General features: G+C 44.7%; 12 protein-coding genes and 1 tRNA gene. 5 read left to right on the forward strand and 8 right to left on the reverse strand.

Going from position 1 to position 19209, the window contains the following annotated elements; translation table 11 throughout:
• Positions 1 to 104: 104 nt before the first annotated feature.
• Genes purE through NG78_RS0105900 form a run of 3 tightly spaced genes read left to right on the forward strand, consistent with a single transcriptional unit; the run spans position 105 to position 2156 of the window.
• On the forward strand, positions 105 to 569 hold the full coding sequence (gene purE / locus NG78_RS00600) for a 5-(carboxyamino)imidazole ribonucleotide mutase (protein ID WP_410296284.1): 465 nt from the start codon (positions 105 to 107) through the stop codon (positions 567 to 569).
• Entirely contained in the window at positions 553 to 1755 is a 1203-nt protein-coding gene (gene purK / locus NG78_RS00595; protein WP_004135357.1) for a 5-(carboxyamino)imidazole ribonucleotide synthase, read from the forward strand. Before purE ends, purK begins: the two co-directional genes overlap by 17 nt.
• A complete protein-coding gene (locus NG78_RS0105900; protein ID WP_032837852.1) occupies positions 1752 to 2156 on the forward strand; it encodes a Fur family transcriptional regulator in 405 nt (134 codons plus the stop codon). Before purK ends, NG78_RS0105900 begins: the two co-directional genes overlap by 4 nt.
• Here the strand turns inward: NG78_RS0105900 and NG78_RS00590 are convergent.
• The 5 genes from NG78_RS00590 to NG78_RS00565 all read right to left on the reverse strand — a co-directional run bounded on the left by NG78_RS00590 (position 2102) and on the right by NG78_RS00565 (position 10032).
• Positions 2102 to 3160 carry a class C sortase gene (locus tag NG78_RS00590; protein ID WP_032837855.1) on the reverse strand — a complete coding sequence of 353 codons (1059 nt, stop codon included), beginning with the start codon at positions 3158 to 3160 and terminating at the stop codon, positions 2102 to 2104. The genes NG78_RS0105900 and NG78_RS00590 overlap by 55 nt on opposite strands.
• A gap of 571 nt (positions 3161 to 3731) precedes the next feature.
• Positions 3732 to 5564, reverse strand: a complete 1833-nt coding sequence (locus tag NG78_RS00580) for a SpaH/EbpB family LPXTG-anchored major pilin (protein ID WP_004135366.1) — start codon at positions 5562 to 5564, stop codon at positions 3732 to 3734.
• Positions 5565 to 5782: 218 nt separating this feature from the next.
• A complete protein-coding gene (locus tag NG78_RS00575) occupies positions 5783 to 8320 on the reverse strand; it encodes a hypothetical protein (protein ID WP_004135368.1) in 2538 nt (845 codons plus the stop codon).
• Positions 8321 to 8663: 343 nt separating this feature from the next.
• A tRNA-Arg gene (locus NG78_RS00570) sits at positions 8664 to 8736 on the reverse strand.
• A gap of 102 nt (positions 8737 to 8838) precedes the next feature.
• Positions 8839 to 10032 carry an SLC13 family permease gene (locus tag NG78_RS00565; RefSeq protein ID WP_004135370.1) on the reverse strand — a complete coding sequence of 398 codons (1194 nt, stop codon included), beginning with the start codon at positions 10030 to 10032 and terminating at the stop codon, positions 8839 to 8841.
• A 274-nt stretch (positions 10033 to 10306) separates the two neighbouring features.
• Between NG78_RS00565 and NG78_RS00560 the strand changes: the two genes are divergently transcribed.
• Entirely contained in the window at positions 10307 to 12058 is a 1752-nt protein-coding gene (locus NG78_RS00560) for an acetolactate synthase large subunit (RefSeq protein ID WP_004135371.1), read from the forward strand.
• A 229-nt stretch (positions 12059 to 12287) separates the two neighbouring features.
• Here the strand turns inward: NG78_RS00560 and dnaG are convergent, their stop codons facing one another.
• Positions 12288 to 14360 (reverse strand): DNA primase, encoded by a 2073-nt coding sequence (gene dnaG, locus NG78_RS00555; protein WP_004135373.1) that lies wholly within the window; start codon positions 14358 to 14360, stop codon positions 12288 to 12290.
• Between the two features lie 173 nt (positions 14361 to 14533).
• Between dnaG and NG78_RS00550 the strand changes: the two genes are divergently transcribed.
• Positions 14534 to 16336 carry a zinc-ribbon domain-containing protein gene (locus NG78_RS00550; RefSeq protein WP_004135374.1) on the forward strand — a complete coding sequence of 601 codons (1803 nt, stop codon included), beginning with the start codon at positions 14534 to 14536 and terminating at the stop codon, positions 16334 to 16336.
• Positions 16337 to 16423: 87 nt separating this feature from the next.
• On the opposite strand, the gene NG78_RS00545 is transcribed toward NG78_RS00550, so the two are convergent.
• Both NG78_RS00545 and alr read right to left on the reverse strand, forming a co-directional pair.
• Positions 16424 to 17707 (reverse strand): deoxyguanosinetriphosphate triphosphohydrolase, encoded by a 1284-nt coding sequence (locus NG78_RS00545; RefSeq protein ID WP_004135375.1) that lies wholly within the window; start codon positions 17705 to 17707, stop codon positions 16424 to 16426.
• Between the two features lie 65 nt (positions 17708 to 17772).
• Positions 17773 to 19152, reverse strand: coding sequence for an alanine racemase (alr, locus tag NG78_RS00540; protein ID WP_004135376.1), 1380 nt, complete (start codon positions 19150 to 19152; stop codon positions 17773 to 17775).
• Between the last annotated feature and the right edge of the window lie 57 nt (positions 19153 to 19209).

Consider the following 19209-nt stretch of genomic DNA (forward strand, 5'->3'; position numbering starts at 1 on the left):
TTTGCATAAAACTTCGGCGAGTTCTCCCTAGTGTTGCGTAAAGTAGCAATTGCACGTCAGGGAGGTTCATCGTGTTAGAAATAAAGCCAACCGTTGCTGTCGTCATGGGATCTTCAAGTGATTGGGAAACTATGCGTCACGCTTGTGAAATCCTAGATAAATTCCAAGTTCCTTACATGAAAAGAGTTATTTCTGCACATCGTACGCCAGAACTTATGGCAGACTTCGCGCACAATGCTCGTAAAGAAGGATTCCATATTATTATTGCCGGAGCAGGTGGAGCAGCTCACTTGCCTGGAATGATTGCAGCACAAACCACGCTTCCTGTTATAGGCGTGCCAGTAAAGTCTCACGCACTTTCGGGCTGGGATTCTTTGCTTTCTATTGTGCAAATGCCAGGAGGTATTCCTGTTGCAACAACTGCAGTTGGAAATTCTGGAGCAACAAACGCAGGCTTGCTTGCCGTAAGTATTCTAAGCACAACCGACGAGCGTCTTGCAGAAGAACTCGCAACATATCGCGAAGAACTCAAAGCGAAAGTTGAGGAATCAAATGCCAACCTTATCTGAAGTAACTAACGGCGCTGTTGAACGTTTAATGCCAGGAGCCACGATTGGAATTATTGGCGGCGGCCAGTTAGGACGCATGATGGCTATTGCAGCACGCCACATGGGCTTTAGAATTGGCGTTCTTGACCCAACTCTTGACTGCCCAGTGTTCCAAGTAGCAGATTTGCAGGTTGAAGCTAATTACGACGACCCAGAAGGCTTGCGCGAACTTGCCGAACGTTGCGACGTACTAACATACGAGTTTGAAAACGTTAGCGCAGACGCACTAGATAAAGTCCGCCATTTAACCGCAATTCCGCAAGGAACTGACCTACTTCGCATAACCCAAGATCGCGTATTTGAAAAAGAATTTATTAACAAGCACGGCACAAAAACTGCACCGTGGCGCGAAGTAAATAATCTTGACGATTTAGATACTGCTATTGACGAAATAGGATTGCCGGCGATTTTGAAAACTCGTCGAGGCGGCTACGACGGTCACGGTCAGGATGTTTTGCGCACAGAAGAAGACGTTGCAAATATTCACCATCGCGCAGACCGCGGAGGCAAATTCCCACCTTCAATTCTGGAAGGTTTCGTTGATTTTGCTTTTGAAGCTTCTATTCTTGTTTCCGGAAACGGCAAAGACTTTGTAACGTATCCGCTTGTAAAAAACGTGCATCACAATAGTATTTTGCACATGACTTTGGCACCGGCAGTAGTCGATCCACAAGTTGAGCGTGCAGCGCACGAATTAGCTTTAAGATTAGCTCGCGGATTTGAGCTTGCAGGAACGTTAGGAATTGAGCTTTTTATTACTAAAGATAATCAAGTAATAGTAAACGAGCTTGCTCCACGCCCACACAATTCCGGGCATTATACGATTGAAGCTTGCGATATGGATCAATTCGAAGCTCATATTCGCGGAATTGTTGGATGGCCCTTAAAAAAGCCTAAGCTGCTTTCCCCTGCCGTTATGGTAAACGTGCTCGGACAGCATGTGGCTCCTGTGCGCTCGCTTATTTTGGAACACCCAGAATGGCACGTGCACGACTACGGCAAAGCGGAAGTTAGAAAGAACCGCAAAATGGGTCATATTACAGTCCTCAGCGACGACCCAGTTGAAGCCGCGGCAGCATTGGATTCAACAGGCTGCTGGGATGACGAACTTGAATACTGTGATGAACAACGAAAGGATTCGAGATGACTAGCGAACCTGTACGTCGTCACACTCGACAAAAAGAAATCGTACTCTCCTATTTGCGCGAATCTCGCAATTTTGTTTCTGCACAAGACTTGCACAGAATACTCGCCAAAGACGGAGAAATAATCGGATTAGCAACAGTGTATCGTCAACTTAACGCATTAACTCAAAGCGGCGAAGTAGACACTGTGCGCTTTAACGGGCAGCAATTATTCCGTATTTGCGACGAAAACACGCACCACCATCATTTAGTGTGCGAACGCTGCGGAAAAACAGTCGATATTGAGCCACCAGACGACGAAGGATGGATTCATAACGTAGCCAAATCCCACGGATACACGGTTGTTGATCACACGCTGGAAGTTTTTGGCTTGTGCGAAAACTGCCGCAATGAAGACAAGTAGCGCGCTAACAAACGCTCCGTATTAGACGCATTAGGCAAATGCCTGCCGCGAATATTCCTCTTATTCTTACGCGAGGAAATCGTTGCAACAATCATAGTGGTTAAAATCACAGCGCAACCAACAAGCGCAATAACAAACAGCGTCATCCAAAGCGGCCACTGCAAATGATCGTCAGGCGGCTTCACAGGATCCGGCAACACGCGGTAGCCAGTAACCAGAAGCCTCTGAGTATTTACGCCATACGGAGTACAGGTAAGAAGCGTAGCCAAATCGCGCCCCTTCTCGCGCTGAATAAGCCTAATATCATTCGGGTCAACAACACTAATGCGAAACACCCTATATCTTAAGGTTTTACCCTGCACATCAAAATAGAAAAAATCGCCTTTTTTAAGGTAGATTAAGTCGTCAAACATAGTTGCATGCGGCAAACCCGTATGCGCCGTAATAACAGCATGCCTATTTTTGCCGCCAACTGGCAAATCCGTGCCATACAGGTGACCCGCGCCATACGCTAAAACATCCTGAGAACTGCCGTGATAAATCGGCAGCTTTACGCCGATTTTAGGGATTTTTACGATTCCCATAATTCCCATCGGCTCATCAAGCTGCTTTTCATAATCCTTATACTCAGGCGTTTTCTTAAAATCTTCCGTGCCATTATAAGGATCCGCCGTAAAAATAGCGCTACGATGCGCGTTATACTCGCGCGCCTTATCTAAGCTAATTGCACGCGCATCTTTAGGCTGCTCGCGGCTAAGCTTGTCGTAAGCGGCAGAAAGCTGCTTAGAAGCGTTATTGTTCCAAAGAGTAGACGCCACTGGGTACGTGAAGCATAGGATTGCGGCGACTGCCAGAGCGATTGGCTCTAAAATGCGGCGAAGATGCGACTTAGGCTTTTTTGGTGCGGGTTGTGGTGATTGTTGTGGTGATTGTTGTGGTGATTGTTGTGACGTGGGGTGCTTGAAGAAAGCATATACTTTCGTAACAGCGCTGTTTAATTTCATGCTTCCTCGGTTCGTGGATTATTAAGCTTAGATTGATTTGGTTATGTGGTTATGAGCGATAGTTATGAAATGTGGCTGTGAGGGGTGGGTGTTACTTGTCTCGCAGCGCTACGCTCTTATATCTTATTTGGACTTAAAGGTTGCATAGTTAAGTTTAGTTTTTTACTTACTTTCTTTCAAAAATAGTTATTTATCAAAAAGATTATTACTATCGCTCCGCTTTTATATTGCTCGACCAAGCAACACCCACCCCTCACTCGTTAATTCACCCACCGTTGTTTTTTGGTGTGGCAGGAAGAGTGCTTGGTGTGGCGTGTGCAGCAGCGCTAATGTTAGTGTTCGCTAATCAACAGGAATCAACGTTAGCAAAGCACAACTGCAAAGCTTCATACGCAACGTCTGCAGAGCACTTGCGCAAAGCTACACTAACAACGTTAGCAAAGCACAACTGCAAAGCTTCCGAATGTTTTGAGTGATTTAGACCATAAGAGCAAGTGAGTCTAGGATTTAGTTAAGTAAACCCTAGACTCACACTTGCCATTAGACTACAAGACCAGCTTTAGAAAGCAGATCAGGCATTCTGCTGCTGATCCTCTTCCTTGCGATTGCGCATGTAGAGGAACACGCTAGCCGCAATCAAGCCCATGCCAGCAACAGCGAAAATAATCACGCCAGCAGCACCAGTTGCAGGAAGGTTGAACCACGGAGTGTTGATTCCCGTATCCTCAATCTTACTGTTCGGGAAATCAACAGTTTTAGTCTTACCTTCCTCAAGTTTTACTGCAACAGCACCAGGGTAACGCATGTAATTCGTCGGAGCCTTCATCTCAACAAGGTAGATGTCTTTACCAGCAAGAGCCTTAAAAGCATCCTGGAACTTACCGCCCTCAACAGTTTTACCATTGAAATTCGTGGATGCGCCATCTGTGCAATCTTTAGGATAAGTATTTTCAGCTGCGGCTTGTGTTTGATCTTTTGTTTCCTTCAACAAAGCAGCGTTGCAAGCATCTGCCTTATCTTTAGAGTTAAACAGCTTAAACTCAGCATCAGAAAGTCCAGCGCCAGTCTTCTTGTCATGCTTGTTTACCTGAAGATAACCAAACGTGTTAGTAGAAGTACCCTTATCATCATCACCAGAAATGATAGGATCTGGATCCTTATCAGCGTTACCAGCATGAGCCTTGAAGAAACCAGACTTATTCACAATCTTGTTATGACCGTTTTCTTCTTTCTCGTTCGGATCAGTCGGAGCAGTACCGCCTTTATAGTCTTTGTTTAGCTGGAACTTGAACTTTACGTGAACCTGAGGCTCGTCCTTCTTGTTTTTTTGAGCATCATTCAAAGCACCCGCAATCTTGCCTAAGCCAGCAGGAGTGAACTTAACCAAAATACGAGTATGCTTGGCCGCAAGCCCCTTGGTATCACCGTCTGTTGTAACAGCATCTGTAGCTTCGTTCGATGTAACGCTAACGGTGTAATCCGTCGTCTTTTCAAGAGCTTTCTCAAGTCCATCAACGGTTACAGACTTGATAACATTATCCTTGGAAATCGTCTCAAACGTATCATTTGGAGCGTCATCGAACACTGCAAAATCCTTAATACTGTCTTTAGTCAAAGTACCAGAAGGATGATTCACACCAGCACTAATCTCGTAAACAATGTCGTCCTTAACATCAACAAAGTTATCACCCTTATCAGTACTCAAAACCTTCTTAAGAGTGCTTGTAAGATTCTTGTTCTTTGGATGCACAACTGGATTGTAATCGTACTTAGTCTTGCCATCCTCCTGCTTAATCAAAGGCAAAGTAATATAGAACACGCTCATATCATTTGCGCCGTAGCCAGCTGGAGCCTTAGTTTCTTCAACCTTATACAAGCCAAGAGAAAGATTATCGAACTTTGTTTGTCCGGTAGTTTCATTAGTTTCTTGAGTCTTCACATTATCGTCGCCAGTTCCAAGCTCGATCTTGGTCTCGTCGTTACGATTCAAATCATTAACAACATCAGCTAACTTAGCCCAATCATTCTCAGAAGCGTAGTTAAGAGTCTCATTGTTAACTTTTTCAACCTTTGTTACCTTAAATGTTGCTTTAAGAGGCTTGTGCTTCGCAGGGCACGAAGGGGAATTAGCGTCAGCTGGCGTATAATCACCTTCAGCCGCATCGCACTTGAAAATAGTGATGCTACCAGTTGTTGTAGTATTTTTCGCATCCCACGGGGCTAAACCCTGCTGATCGCCAGTACCACCACTTTGCGGACCAGAAGGATTATGAGGGTGTTGATTAATTGGAGGAACAGCCGCCCACGCGACGCCGGCCATGGTCACGGCGCCAGCAACGCACAGCGTGCCAGCCATCGCGAGCGACGCAATCGCCGCCACGCACTTGTTTGTCAATTTATTCATCTTTTCTCCTTTACTCGATGCTCCTAAGAGCAGTTTGAATAAGTTGTTTTGTTTTTGTGTTTTATGTTTTGTTACTGTGTGTTTGTTACTGTGTGTTTGCGTACCGATTGAGCCTTGTTTGTGCTTGCTAAGCACTTGTTTGTGTACCCATTCGGCACTTGTTTGTGCGTTTATTTTATGTTTTGTTCTGTTCTTCGATTACGTAGGCAGCTTTCACATTAGCATCGCCGCCTTTCGTAAAATAGTTTTCTGTATGAGTCACTTTGACTTGCCACAAATCCTGCGGCAAGCACGCTCACCATTACGGCAGCTATAGCGCCAAGCTGCAAGTTCCAATTCCACTCGCCTGTGTGCGGCAAAGTAAATTTTTCTGGAACGTGAATGTTAATAGTCAACTTTGCAAGATTTTTGTTGGCTGTTAGCTTCGCGCCCGCAAAGGCAGTGGATATTTTCTCTGGTGTTACGCCTGTTTTAGCTGCTTCCTCGTTGAACTTAGTAAGCGCATCTGGCTTAAGAGCATACACAACGCACTGGTAATCGCCAGCTTCCGCTGACTTAAACGTAGCGCTGACATTAGTAGTAGCAGCAAAGTTTTTAGTCGATCCTTCAAGTGAGCAAGTCTGCTTGTCTTTTTTTGAAGTACATGGTTTTTGAGCATTTTCATCTGGGAAAGTAAATCCAAGTTTGCTTGGCTCTTCCCATTTTGTATACACAAGACCTTTGTTATCTGTGTTGCCTGTAGTGCCAGAACCGCCTGCAGCAACTCCGTTACTTGTGCCATCTGAATTACTTGTGCCACCTGCACCGCCTGCGTTAGTTTTTTGCGGCTCCTCACCCTTCGAGCACAACATTTTAAGCGTAATTGCTTTTTGAGAATCCGCCTCAGACGTGGCTTCAATAGACGGCTTAAGCTCCATACCGAGCATCGCAGAAACAGTGCCGCCATCAGCCAACGCCGAAGAAGCAGACGCTCCAGGTTTACCAGACCCAGCATCATTGTTCTTAAACGGATACACGTTCAGCTTAAGATCGCCATCTTTAACCTCAAGATGCTTATTATTCGATTCAAAAACAATCTTAATGGTCTTAACATTCCAGTCGATGGTTTTTTGAGGCTTGTACACAGACTCATCTAATCCAGATGTACTTGTATTAGGTATATGAGCTTCATAAATATTAGTATCGGGATTCTCAAATACTGCACTAGTATTAGCGTTTATTCTATTTGTAACATATTCTGCAAAATATTCAGTTGAGAATGTTTTAGCATTATTAATACTGTTACTGATACCAACATTCTTAACAGCAAACACTTTGCACGTAAAAGTGCCAGCCGCTTCAGGCTTGCCACTAATCCAGCTTTGCGAGCGCTCTGTAGTATCGTCACCCTTCTCATACACAGCGTAAGCATCTGCACCAGTTGAAGGCTTAGTCTGATTTTCTATATGAGCGAACTGAGTCTGTGTGCCTGAGGCTCCATTTTTAACACCTAAACTCAAGCCGTTAACTTTATCTACCGTGTAATTGTCATTAGAATCACCACTACCATCACTACTACTCTCTTTATGGCAAATCATATGGTGGTAAATAAGACCAGGCTTTTTTGTGGATTTAGAATCGATAAAAATAGGTGTGATTGAGCTATATTTGCCACCTTCGCCTGATTTAAAAGTTATTCCAGTCTTATCATCTATTTCTGAAGGCTTTGGATCGGAATTCTCATGATTGTAAACATTAAGTTCTAAATCATTACTATCAACATCTTTTTTAACATTTACGTTTATTTTGAATACTTTACTATGAGTTTGTTTCTTCTTCTCGCTGTAATCTGGATATTGAACCTGAATGCCAAACTCGTATTGCTTACACTCAGTCCACTTTCCAACTGGATATATAGCTATAACACCATCAGAACTACTATTAGGATCATTAGAATCAGGATTTTTAAACTTTACCCAATCTGGAATAGGAATATATTCATTTTTTTTGTTACCCTTAAGCTTAACCAATTTAAATACAATGTTGGATGGCGTAACTGCATCCACTAAGATTTTCTTTTTTTTATCTTTATACATCTTGAATGCTGGACTAATATTTTCAGCTTTACCATCAAGCTGCGCATCTAAAGTCAATTTCTCTTCAGAGTTATTATAAAGAAGCACATAACAATCTTTGAAAAATTTAATACCTTTGCCAGCATTTTTGCACCCTTCTGGAAGCTCAACGTTGCCACCAGCAGCACGATCATCTTCTTTTGCAGAACGCTTTTGGCGATTAGATTTCTTTGCAGATTCTTCTTTTTTAACGTCTTTATTAGGATTCTTATTCGCGTCTTCTACAGCAGGGTTTTGTTTTTTCTCTGAGTCAACGTTTTTGGTGTGGTCTGCATTAGAGGCGTCTGTATTGGCAGAAGGCTGCGGATTTTTATGCTCTACAGTCTTAGATTCTTCAGCTTTGCGCTTTGCAGCAGATTCGCCCTGTGCAGCAGCCCCGTCTTTTACGCCAGCTCCGTCTTTTGCAGGCGCCTTATTATCCGCCGCAGTCTTATTCTCAGGCTTTTCGGCTTGAGTTTGCGCCTGTTTAGTCTCGCTTTGCTGGCTAGCGCCCATAGAGGCGGATGGCATAATCATAAAAGTGGCAAGAACCGTTGCAATTGCAACAAAAAGCGCAACAATCGCGCGACGAACACACGTGGTTTTACTACGAATTGAGCGCAAGAATCGAAGGAAACGGCTATTGCGATGTAAATCACTCATCGACACATCTCCTCCCTGCATATCGAGCCTTAAATACTATACCCCCCCCCCCCAGGAAATTTTTGGCTCATAATCCAAATTTTTCAACTTGCACTAATTTGCACCAATACTTTTAAGCAATTTAAATCAATTAAACTAATAAGAAATGCAGGGTAAACGGCCAAAAAGTGCGTAAAGCTAAGCTGATGGATATTCTGTGGCATAAACCATAGCCTCAGCACCGTTACTAACTCAGTTATCTAACTGAGAAAGTAACGGTAATTACCCAAAGACCGTTAAAAACTCAGCTAACGAACTGAGAAAATAACAGTAATTACCCAAACGCCGTTTCAAGATTTAACCGTGCCCCCGACGCGACTCGAACGCGCAACCAACGGATTAGAAGGCCGTTGCTCTATCCTTTGAGCTACAGAGGCAAACAAATGGCTATTATATCAAAACGGCACTATCAACGCGCCTTAAAAACAGAAAATAACAGAAATCGCCTATAAAAGTCGCCTATAAAACTTACAAAAACACTACTCAATAATCCACGCAAGCGACATTAACACCGCAAGGAAGAACACGTTCACAATCGTGTACGTAAGCAAATAACGTCCCCTATGCTCAGGATACTGATGCGTAATTCCCTTGTAAGAAATAAGCGAAGCCATAGAAGCAATAAGCGTACCCATTCCGCCAAGATTCGTACCAATAATCAGCATCTTCCACTGATCACAGAATCCCGAAAGCAAAATCGTCGTTGGCACATTACTAATAAACTGGCTTGAAGCCACAGAAACTTCCATAGGATGCGACCCAACCCACATTTGTGCAAGATCACTAAAGCCTGGAACTCTGCGCATATTGCCAATAAAAATAAAGAACATAATAAATGTAAGCGGAAGAGCCCAATCAAGCACGCGGAAAACATGACGGTCGCAAAGAAGGAAAGCCACCACCATAATCACAACCATAATCCAATCCGGAATCCAACCGCTAACACCGCACAAGCAAACCACAAAAAGCAGGCTGTAAACAATAACACGCCAACGAGTAAAGCTCATACCGTAGCCCATAACGCGAATCTCATCCGGCTGCGGATGTCCATGCGAAGGCGCAAGCACGCTCTGCTCAATATCGTCACCATGCAAACCTGCAAACTGATCAACTTTGCGAGACTTAAAGAACACAAAAGCAAACACAATCATAAGCACCGCAGCAGTAACCGTATACGGTGCCATAATCGTCAAAAAGTCTTTAGTAGACATATGCGTTAGCGCTTTTAAGTACAAGTTATGCGCATTGCCAATAGGCGTAAGCATGCTTCCAACATTTGCGCCAATAGTCATAAGCGTGATTACAAGAATCGAACGTTTTTCAGCATTTGCCATAACAAGCACGGAAAGCGCAAACGGCACGAAAGTCACAAGCGCAACGTCATTCGTAATAAGCATTGACGAAAAGAACGTTAGCGACATAAGCACAATCACAAGCCCGCGCTCAGTTCTAACGTGCCTTAAAAGACGCGCGCCAATCGCACGAAATACACCAATGCGTTGGAATCCACACACAACCATCATTAGGCAAACAAGCTGAGAAATTGTGTTCACGTGAATATAGCCAAGATATTGCCAATCAGGAGGCACGAAAAAACAAGAAATAATCGCTAAAATAGCCGCAACAATAAGAATGGTTTCACACTTGACCAGATTCAACAGCCAGCGCTTCATCATTCCTCCGTAAGGCAGTAAACACAATGCTCCTATTGTACTAGAAACCCAGTCCCACAAACAGGTTAAACTCCCGACAAAATCGTTGCAATAGCAATAAATTAGCAACTATTAATAGCGTGATTTAGCCTAAAGTAGCTAACACAAAATTCCGCCCTTTTTTGTGACACGCGCATAAGCAAAGCATGTCGCAAAAGACAGGAATACGTATATTATGTAGAAAAGAATTTGTTGGAAATGAACAAATAATTATTTACTACATAAGAAGCGGAATATGTTTGAAACACAAGAAACAGAAAATAAGAAGATTGAACAAAAACTTGCTCGCCAAAAGCATCTTCGCGAAAACCACAAGCGCAACACTGCAGATTTAATTGTTGAATGCTTAGTAAATGAAGGCGTTGAAGTAGTTTTCGGTATTCCGGGTGAGGAAAATATTCCACTTCTTGAAGCAATTGAGCGCGACGGCCGCATTCGTTTTGTACTTACTCGCCACGAGCAGGGCGCCGGTTTTATGGCAGCAACATACGCTCATATTACAGGAAAGCCGGGCGTATGCTTAGCAACTTTAGGCCCTGGAGCATTGAATTTAACGCTTCCTGTAGCTCAAGCAAACGCAAGCACTACCCCGCTTGTGGCAATTTGCGCACAAGGTAATGTTTCTAGACTTTATAAGGAATCTCATCAGATTATTGATTTAGTTGCGCTCTTCCAGCCGATTACGCAATGGTCTTCTATGATGCTTGCTCCAGAATCCGCGCCGGAAATGGTTCGAAAAGCTTTCTCTATTGCCGGCCGCAATCGTCCGGGAGCAACCTGCCTTGTTATTCCGGAAGATATTAGCGAAATGCAAGCGCCTGCAGACGCGAAGCCGCTTCCACTGCCGCATCCACTTCACATTATGCCAGCTCCGGACACTATTGAAGAAGCCGCTCAAATTATTAGTAAAGCAAAGCAGCCTATTATTTTAGCTGGAAATGGTGTTGCGCGATCTCACGCAGAAAATCAGCTTCTTGCGTTTGCTGAGCAGCTTAATGTGCCGGTCGCAACTACTTTTGAAGGAAAAGGCGTTTTCCCAGATAATCATCCGAATGCGCTTGGAGTCGTTGGATTTATGCATCGCGACTACGAAAACTTCGCTTTTGACACGGCTGATTTGATTATTGCCGTAGGTTTTTCAATTCAACAATTTGATCCTAAGAAAATCAACCCGAATATTGATAAAACTATTATTCACATCAATACTTTTGTGGAAGATACCGACGCGCACTACCCTACTGCGCTGAATATTATGGCAAATATTGGCCAAACGCTTAAAACTCTTACAGCAGTATTAAAGACGCGCAACGTAACTTTCGACGTAAGTCACCCTCGTATTCGACAACTACTTACGGAAGAATTACATTCTTGCGAAAACGACGAAAGTATGCCAATGAAACCTCAGCGCGTAGTTTACGATATTCGCCGCGCTGTTCCTGAAGGCACGAAGGTGCTTGTAGATACGGGCGCTTTGAAAATGTGGATGGCACGCTTGTACCCAACTATGCACCCGAATACTTGCATAATCGACAACAGTCTTTCTACTATGGCTTGGACGCTTCCGGGTGCTGTTGGAGCTTCGTTTATTCGCGATATTGGCGGCAAAATGAACGCAAAACCAGTTTTGGCCGTAATGGGCGACGGAAGCTTTATGATGAACGTGCAAGAGATTGAAACAGCTGTGCGCGTTGGAAGTCGCATGGTTGTTCTTGTTTGGGAAGATAACGCGTACGGCTTGATTAAGTGGAAGATGGAGCTTCACGCAGGCGAGCACGAGTACGTTGATTTCCATAATCCGGACGTGCCAAAACTGGCGGAAAGCTTTGGCGCGCGCGGTCACGCTGTTAAAAAGCCGGAAGATTTGTACAATATGCTTCGCGCTGCTTTGGAGCAGGAAAGCGGAGTGGACGTGATTTCTTGCCCGGTTGACTACAGCGAGAATATGAAGCTTATTGAGAAGCTCGGTGATATTGACTTTAGTAACTGACGCTACGCTCCAAACGTGCGCAACTACCTGCTTGCGTTGAAAGCACACCGTGCTTAACGCTCGCGCGGATAACGCGCTCGCTACTGAGCTTGCGTTGAAAGCACACTGTGCTTTCAACTTGAGCAAGCTCACGCTCCGAGTTGCTTTCGCGCGCTAAATCGCTGCGCTAAAGCAGGTCGTCGCGCAAACGCGCGCAACTTATCTCACGTTTGGAGCGTTCGTGGCTATACTACATGATTTGCGACTGCAAGTTTTTGCGAGCAGCTTCCATTGAGGTAATCTTCCCTAGAAGCTCAAGCTTTTCCTGACCATCCTTAAGCTTCGCCATACGCGCTCGAGCTGCACCAATTCTACGCATAAAACCAACGTCTAAAAGTCGAATAAGCAGCTCGTTCGCATACTTGCTTTCTGCAGCAGTAGCTTTTCGCAAAACATCCGAAGGAGATCCGTTTGAAGATTGCTGATTCTGCCGATTGCCGGCATCTTCTAACGAGTCTGAAGCCGCAGGAAGCGGCAATGGCATTACCGAAAGTTCCGTAATAACAGACTCCAGCAAAGGTCCAGCCGCTTTAGTCATCATATGCAACCACAATCCTTGCGTAACGTTGCCAGTCGGCAATCCTCCCGCAGCAACAAACGCTTGAAACAGCGTTCTAAATACTGGAGTAATAAAATTATTTAACGTCAATTTTGCAAATAATTGTTCGTTAAACGCAAGCGGAACTTGCAGAAGCAAAGCCATAAACTGCTGCTCGCACATGAATACAGCATCATCAACACGATAATAACGCTGATTTTGCGCAGCACTTCGAACAATAGCCATTCTAGAGACTTTAGAATCTGCATCACGCTCAGCAGCCTGCGGCAAGCCAGCAGGAGTAGCGGTATACCTAGATGCGTAAGCGTCGTCGTCTCGAACTTGCAAACGACGGCGAGAAGCCTCAACTTCCCTACGCATAACAGCTAAATCAACTCCAATTGCGCGCACAGCTTTGCGAGCATACAAGTCAAGAAGCGAACGGTCGCGAATCTGCGCAATAAGAGGAGCCACAGCTTTCACCGCACCCATTTGGCCAGTCGTGAACGAAGTATCAAAACGATTGATAACAGTGTTAATAACAAAGTCATAAAGCGGACTTGCGTGCGAAACAAGCGAGCGCACAGCGTCGTCACCGCGCTGAATGCGCAAATCGCAAGGATCAAGATTATTGTCTGCTACAGCAACAAAAGTTTGCGTCAAAAATGCAGAATCTAAGCCAAAAGCGTGAAGCGCAGCCTTCTGACCGGCAGCATCACCATCAAAAGTAAAAACAATTCGCGAGCTTACAGACTGACCATCCACTTTTAGAGGACCAACAAGCTGAATTGCACCCAAAGAATCATCAGCAATAAGGCGGCGCACAATCTTCGCATGTTCAACGCCGAAAGCAGTTCCGCAAGTAGCAACTGCAGTATCAACACCAGCTAAATGGCAGGCCATAACGTCCGTGTAGCCTTCAACAATTACAACTTGACGCTTTTTAACAATATTTGCTTTAGCTAAGTCAATTCCGTACAAAACTTGCGTTTTTCGATACAGCGCAGTGTCGGGAGTGTTAATATACTTTGCGCTAATAGAATCGTCGTCGTAAAGCTTGCGAGCGCCAAAGCCAAGAGTTCTACCAGTCGAGTCGCGAATAGGCCAAGTTAATCGGCCACGGAAGTAGTCGTATATTCCGCGCTGACCGAGTCTAGCAAGACCCGCGTCGAGAAGCTCTTGACGCGTAAAACCTTTATTTGCTAAGTATCTAACTAAATTATCCCAGCCTTTAGGGGCGTAACCGCAAGAAAAACGCGCACTTTGCTGAGGAGTAAAGTTTCGCCCGGCAAGCAATTCGCGCGCGGCAGCAGCTTCCTCAGTATTAAGATTTGAAACGAAAAACTTTTGAGCTTCCTCATTTGCTTCTAAAAGCCTGGCTCGCTTAGAACCGTGCGATTGAGATTCGCCTTTTTCCGCCTGCTGGTAGTGCATTTCAATATGGTAGCGATCCGCCAAAAACTCAACAGCTTCGCGAAAATCAATGTTTTCTTTCTGCTCAACATACTTAAAAACGTCGCCGCCTGCGCCGCATCCGAAGCAGTGCCACACGCCCAAGCTTGGACGCACGCTAAAACTAGGCGTTTTTTCATCGTGGAATGGGCAAAGACCTACGAAAGTGCCAGTTCCCGAAGGCTTAAGCGTAACCGTTGCAGACACAATATCGTACAAATCTGCCACAGCGCGCACGCGCTCAATATCTTCTTTTGCGATCATTCCAACCATGGTATCTAGCTTATCGCAAACCGGCGGCGAGTGGTATTGGAGTTATTGGAAACATTTGCCGTGTATTTCCCCGGCGTTTGTTTCCGTATTAAAAAATCAAGTAAGTAGCTGTAGTATAGAAAATAGAATTCATTTTATAAATGAGATTGTTGAGTGCGTGATAGAAGGTTTCGATGTTTTGTATAAATTGCGGAAATAAGATTGATGAGGGAGATAAGTTCTGCGGTTTTTGTGGGGCTGTAGTTGAAAGTGAAGTTAATCCTCAAGGTCAGCAGCCTCAGTCACAACCGCAGCAACTGTCTTACCAATCGCAACTGACATACCAGCAGCAGCCCCAACCGCAGTACCAGCCGCCGCAAAACTCTCAACCAAATCCCGCAAAAGAAACAAGCTCAAACAAAGCCAATCTTCTTAACAATCGCAAGCGTCTTGCAATTATGATTACCAGCATTGTCCTGTCGGTAGTGCTTATTCTTGCCGGAACAGTCTGGTATTTCACTAGAAACACTTCTACTACTTTTATGGGCTTAAATTCAAATCCGGAAGTAATCCCTAAAGCAAAAGCTGGAGACAATGCGGACAAAGTTGTAAAATCCTTGGAAAATAAGGGTTTCCGTACGAAAATTATAGACGAGTTTGGCGGCAAAAAGAAGGGCAACTTCCTCCGATACGCAAACGTTAAGCCGGGTTCTAAAGTGTCAACTAAAACAGTTGTAAAAATTCTAAGATCTAAAGGCCCTGGCGTTCCAGCAAAAGGCGTTGTTGGCGTAAGTTTAGAAAATGCTAAGAAAATTGTGAAGTCAATGGGCGTTCCAGTAAAACTGCATCGTGTGCCTTCTACCGATGCTGCCGACGGTAAGATTGTTGCGTCTATCCCGATGCCTGGAAACGCTGTTGGTAAAGACGGCGTAATAAATATTGCTGTTGGCGAAAACACTGATGGCGTGCCGGTTGACGTGTTTGGGTTAGATAAAGACAAAGCCAAGGACATGCTATCTTCTAAGCCTTTCAGCGTGGATCTTCGCCCGAAGTTCTCGTCTGCAAAATATTTTGGCAAAATCGTTGGCGCCTACCCAGCTTTGGGCACTAAAGGAAATCCTAAAGCCGTAACGCTTTACTATGGTGTTGACGCATCCAAAACAAAAGATGTAGTGACTAAGCCAATGGATTACGTCGATCAAACGGCTTATCTTGTGCAACGAGCTGGTTCTTTCGTTGGCAAATGGTGCACGAAGAGTGGCAACTGCATAAATCTTCTTCCATATGTAGCTACAAATGGTTACGAGGAAGAAAATATTCATGGCGTTATGACGGAAGAAGTTGCCAAAAGCGGTTCTGTTAATAGCAGTTCAATTGTCAACAGAGATATAGATGTTCTTTATATGAGTACCTGGGGTCAAGACCCTTCTGGTTATGCTATATATGATAAAAATATTGAAAATACAAAATACATGAAAAACAATCTTGTTTCTGGAGATACAGGCGCAGTTGAATTATATGCCGGAAGGGATTCGGCGCGCTGCGATGGACATGTTATTCATAATTTTGATGACCCTTCCCTGTGCGTAGACGGTAAGTATATTGACGGAGAAAGGCTTTTAGACGACAGTGATTATAGTGATGAAATGAGGCAAAGTCCAGGCATCCACACTGGATACTACTACGTTATGCAAGATTTTATGGTGGTTGTTCCTGTTGGTGCGAAGTTTGATGAGCTTTTAAATAGCGGATATTTCGCTGGAAAAGTTGAGAATAAGCCGGATTTGACGCGACCATTTATTTTGCGCAGGAATCCTAAATTGTATAAGCAGACGCGAGTTGATTTACCTAAACATACTTATCCTGAGTGGAGTCCGTTTATTCCTAGTATAAAAGGACGCGCTGTTCCGTTCGCACCTGCACCAGACGATTCAAACGCGTACTATCTTGTGGAAGAGCCTTTCGACTGGAGTGCAAATCCTAGCGAATCGTTGTAAAGCGATCTAAGCACATAGTTTATTGCAAACAACAGTTTTCGCAAGAACTTGGCAAAAGAACCCAGCAAAAACACCCAGCAAAAGAACCTAGCACAAGGCCGCGTGAAGAGTTGCTGCGGAACCGTCTGTTAAGCTTGCCACCTGGTCGATTGCAACGCGCAAACGCTCATCATCATTCGTGCACTCGTTCCAATCTCCCACAAACACGGCTTCCATAGCGTCGTGCGAACGCGGCGACTTGCTCATAAAAACTTCCACCAAATCCGTCAAAATCTTCTGCTCGCGCTTATAAACTTCACGCTCTCGAGGCGCGATTATAAAGTGCACTGCCAAACTTTTAAGTATTACAATTTCGTAGGAAGTATCTTCCGGAATCACAAGGTTTGCGCGATAACGAACAAGTGGGCCGTCACCATAGCAAGCACGAGTAGCATGCTCAACAGAACTTGCGAAACGGCCGATAAGAGCGCTAGTAATATTTTTCAACTGCGCTAACGCTCGGCGTGAACCGTCGAAAGAATCCGGGAACATTGCGCGCTTCCTTAAACGCTGCAAAGCCGCCAAAAGTTTATCTACATCCCAACGATTTCCATACCAGGCATGGGTTTCTTCAACAACTTTATCTACAACTTTTGAATCAGCAACTAAAGCAGGGTTAAAAGCGCCGGTTACAATCGCATCCTCAATATCGTGCACACTGTAAGCAATATCGTCCGAAAGATCCATTATCTGGCATTCCATCGGCCTGGTTTCGTTAGGAGCACCAATTTTCAGCCATTCAAATACATCGCGATCATCCGGATACACGCAAAATTTAAGATCGCGCTCGCCTTTGTCGTGCGCTTTTGCTTCTTCTAATCCCCACGGATACTTCACTGCAGCATCCAATGCTGCGCGCGTAAGATTTACTCCTGCACTACTGCCGTTTTCACGAAAAACTTTCGGTTCCAAGCGTGTAAGTAGGCGAAGAGTTTGCGCGTTTCCTTCAAAACCACCAATATTTTTCGCCAATTCTGCGAGCGCACGCTCACCGTTGTGACCAAAAGGCGGGTGACCCAAGTCGTGAGACAAGCAAGCGCAATCAACAACATCCGGATCGCATCCAAGCATTGCTGCAATCTGTCTACCAATTTGCGCAACTTCCAAAGTATGCGTTAAACGAGTTCTGGCAAAATCATCCGATCCTGCAACTAAAACCTGGCTTTTTGCACCCAATCTACGAAGCGCAGACGAGTGTATAATTCGCGCGCGATCTCTTTCAAAAGGCGTTCTAGCACGAGTGTGATGAGGCTCGCTCGCCCAGCGCTCAGTGTCGTGCAAATCGTATTCGCCAACGACTTCGTTATCTGATGCAATTACTTCGTCGCACATCTAGCACCTCTTTTATTTGCAATTAAGACTATTTTATTAACCGTCTTAAAACAAGCAGTAACAAGTTATATAAGACTTTTTGCGTCCAGTTTTGAAATATCGCTGGAAGATAGCACTTCGTAAGCGTTGCGGTAAAGCCGCGGCACGCGAGCGCCAATTCCAGTCATAATTTCGTAGCTGATTGTTCCTGCAGCTTCTGCCCAATCGTCCGCAGTAGGCTCGGCAAATTCCAAGCCTCTTCCAGGACCAAAAAGCGTTACAGTATTGCCTTCCAAAACACCTAACTGCGAAGCATCGCCTTTTAAATCAACTATGAACTGATCCATGCAAACTCGCCCAGAAACGTTCACAATTCGAGCACCATTCTTTGTTTCTACTCTAACCGGACCGCCTGGCTTATTAACATGACGCGCACCTTGCATATCGAATCCGGAAGCAGATCGCAAAATGCCGTCAGCGTAACCAAGAGGCACAATAGCAGTACTCGTATTATTTGGAGTTAAATACGTGCGTCCGTAGGAAATTCCATGTCCTTCTTCTACAGTTTTTACAGTGCCAAGCTGGGCTTGAAGCGTCATAGCAGGCTGCAATCCGTAGGTTTGGGAATTTCCCATTGCAGGATCCGGCTCATAGCCGTACAAACCGATTCCTGGGCGAACAAGCTCAAAACGAATTTCTGGGCGGTTAAGCGTTGCAGCAGTATTTGCTAAATGACGGATTTTAGGCGCTAAACCAGCTTCTTTCATGCGTTTCGTAAACTCGTGGAATTGTTGAATTTGGCGGTCTGTTGCGTCTACAAATTCTGGAACGTCTGGAGAATCTGCCACAGCTAAATGACTCCATTGGCCAATAACTTCAATCGCGCCTTCGCTAGAGTATTGCTGCAATCTTTTAAGAGCGTCACTAAAACCGGCTGGAGTAAAACCATTTCTACCAAAACCTGTATCGACTTTTACGTGCACGCGCGCAGGCTTACCTAACTTTCGTGCAGCAAAAGCCACAGCGTCGAGAGAATCAATAGATCCAACAGAAATATCAATATCTTCTGAAATTAAATCCGCAAATCTGGTAGTTGGAGCACTAGTAAGCCAAGTAAGAATATGGCATCGGCTGGAATCAATACCAGCTGCACGCAAACGTAACGCTTCGTATGGTTGAGCTGTGCCAAGCCAAGTAGATCCACCAGATAAAGAAGCAAGAGCACTAGGAATTAAGCCATGTCCGTAACCGTCTGCTTTTACTACCCCCATAACTTCCGGCGCATTTTGACCAGGCTGCAAATTTTGAGCAACTCGCGCAACCAAAGTGCGCATATTGTCTCGAAGCGCCTTCAAATCGACGATTACCTGACCCGGGTATGTACTTAAAGCGCGAGCATAGTTTGCTTCTAACATTGCCGAATTACGTGCACTATTACTTGCTGCATTACTTAAATCTGTACTCATAACTCACCTAACTGATTTAGTATGCTTTTAATGCTACATGCTCTTTTGTATACTCTC

It is taken from the genome of Gardnerella greenwoodii 00703Dmash (assembly GCF_000263635.1).
In the GTDB taxonomy this organism is placed as follows: domain Bacteria; phylum Actinomycetota; class Actinomycetes; order Actinomycetales; family Bifidobacteriaceae; genus Bifidobacterium; species Bifidobacterium greenwoodii.

Bases quoted from the DNA above. Each gene is read 5' to 3' on its own strand.
- purE (WP_410296284.1), top strand. From the start codon at position 105: ATGGGATCTTCAAGTGATTGGGAAACTATGCGTCACGCTTGTGAAATC.
- purK (WP_004135357.1), top strand. From the start codon at position 553: ATGCCAACCTTATCTGAAGTAACTAACGGCGCTGTTGAACGTTTAATG.
- NG78_RS0105900 (WP_032837852.1), top strand. From the start codon at position 1,752: ATGACTAGCGAACCTGTACGTCGTCACACTCGACAAAAAGAAATCGTA.
- NG78_RS00590 (WP_032837855.1), bottom strand. From the start codon at position 3,160: ATGAAATTAAACAGCGCTGTTACGAAAGTATATGCTTTCTTCAAGCAC.
- NG78_RS00580 (WP_004135366.1), bottom strand. From the start codon at position 5,564: ATGAATAAATTGACAAACAAGTGCGTGGCGGCGATTGCGTCGCTCGCG.
- NG78_RS00575 (WP_004135368.1), bottom strand. From the start codon at position 8,320: ATGAGTGATTTACATCGCAATAGCCGTTTCCTTCGATTCTTGCGCTCA.
- NG78_RS00565 (WP_004135370.1), bottom strand. From the start codon at position 10,032: ATGAAGCGCTGGCTGTTGAATCTGGTCAAGTGTGAAACCATTCTTATT.
- NG78_RS00560 (WP_004135371.1), top strand. From the start codon at position 10,307: ATGTTTGAAACACAAGAAACAGAAAATAAGAAGATTGAACAAAAACTT.
- dnaG (WP_004135373.1), bottom strand. From the start codon at position 14,360: ATGGTTGGAATGATCGCAAAAGAAGATATTGAGCGCGTGCGCGCTGTG.
- NG78_RS00550 (WP_004135374.1), top strand. From the start codon at position 14,534: ATGTTTTGTATAAATTGCGGAAATAAGATTGATGAGGGAGATAAGTTC.
- NG78_RS00545 (WP_004135375.1), bottom strand. From the start codon at position 17,707: ATGTGCGACGAAGTAATTGCATCAGATAACGAAGTCGTTGGCGAATAC.
- alr (WP_004135376.1), bottom strand. From the start codon at position 19,152: ATGAGTACAGATTTAAGTAATGCAGCAAGTAATAGTGCACGTAATTCG.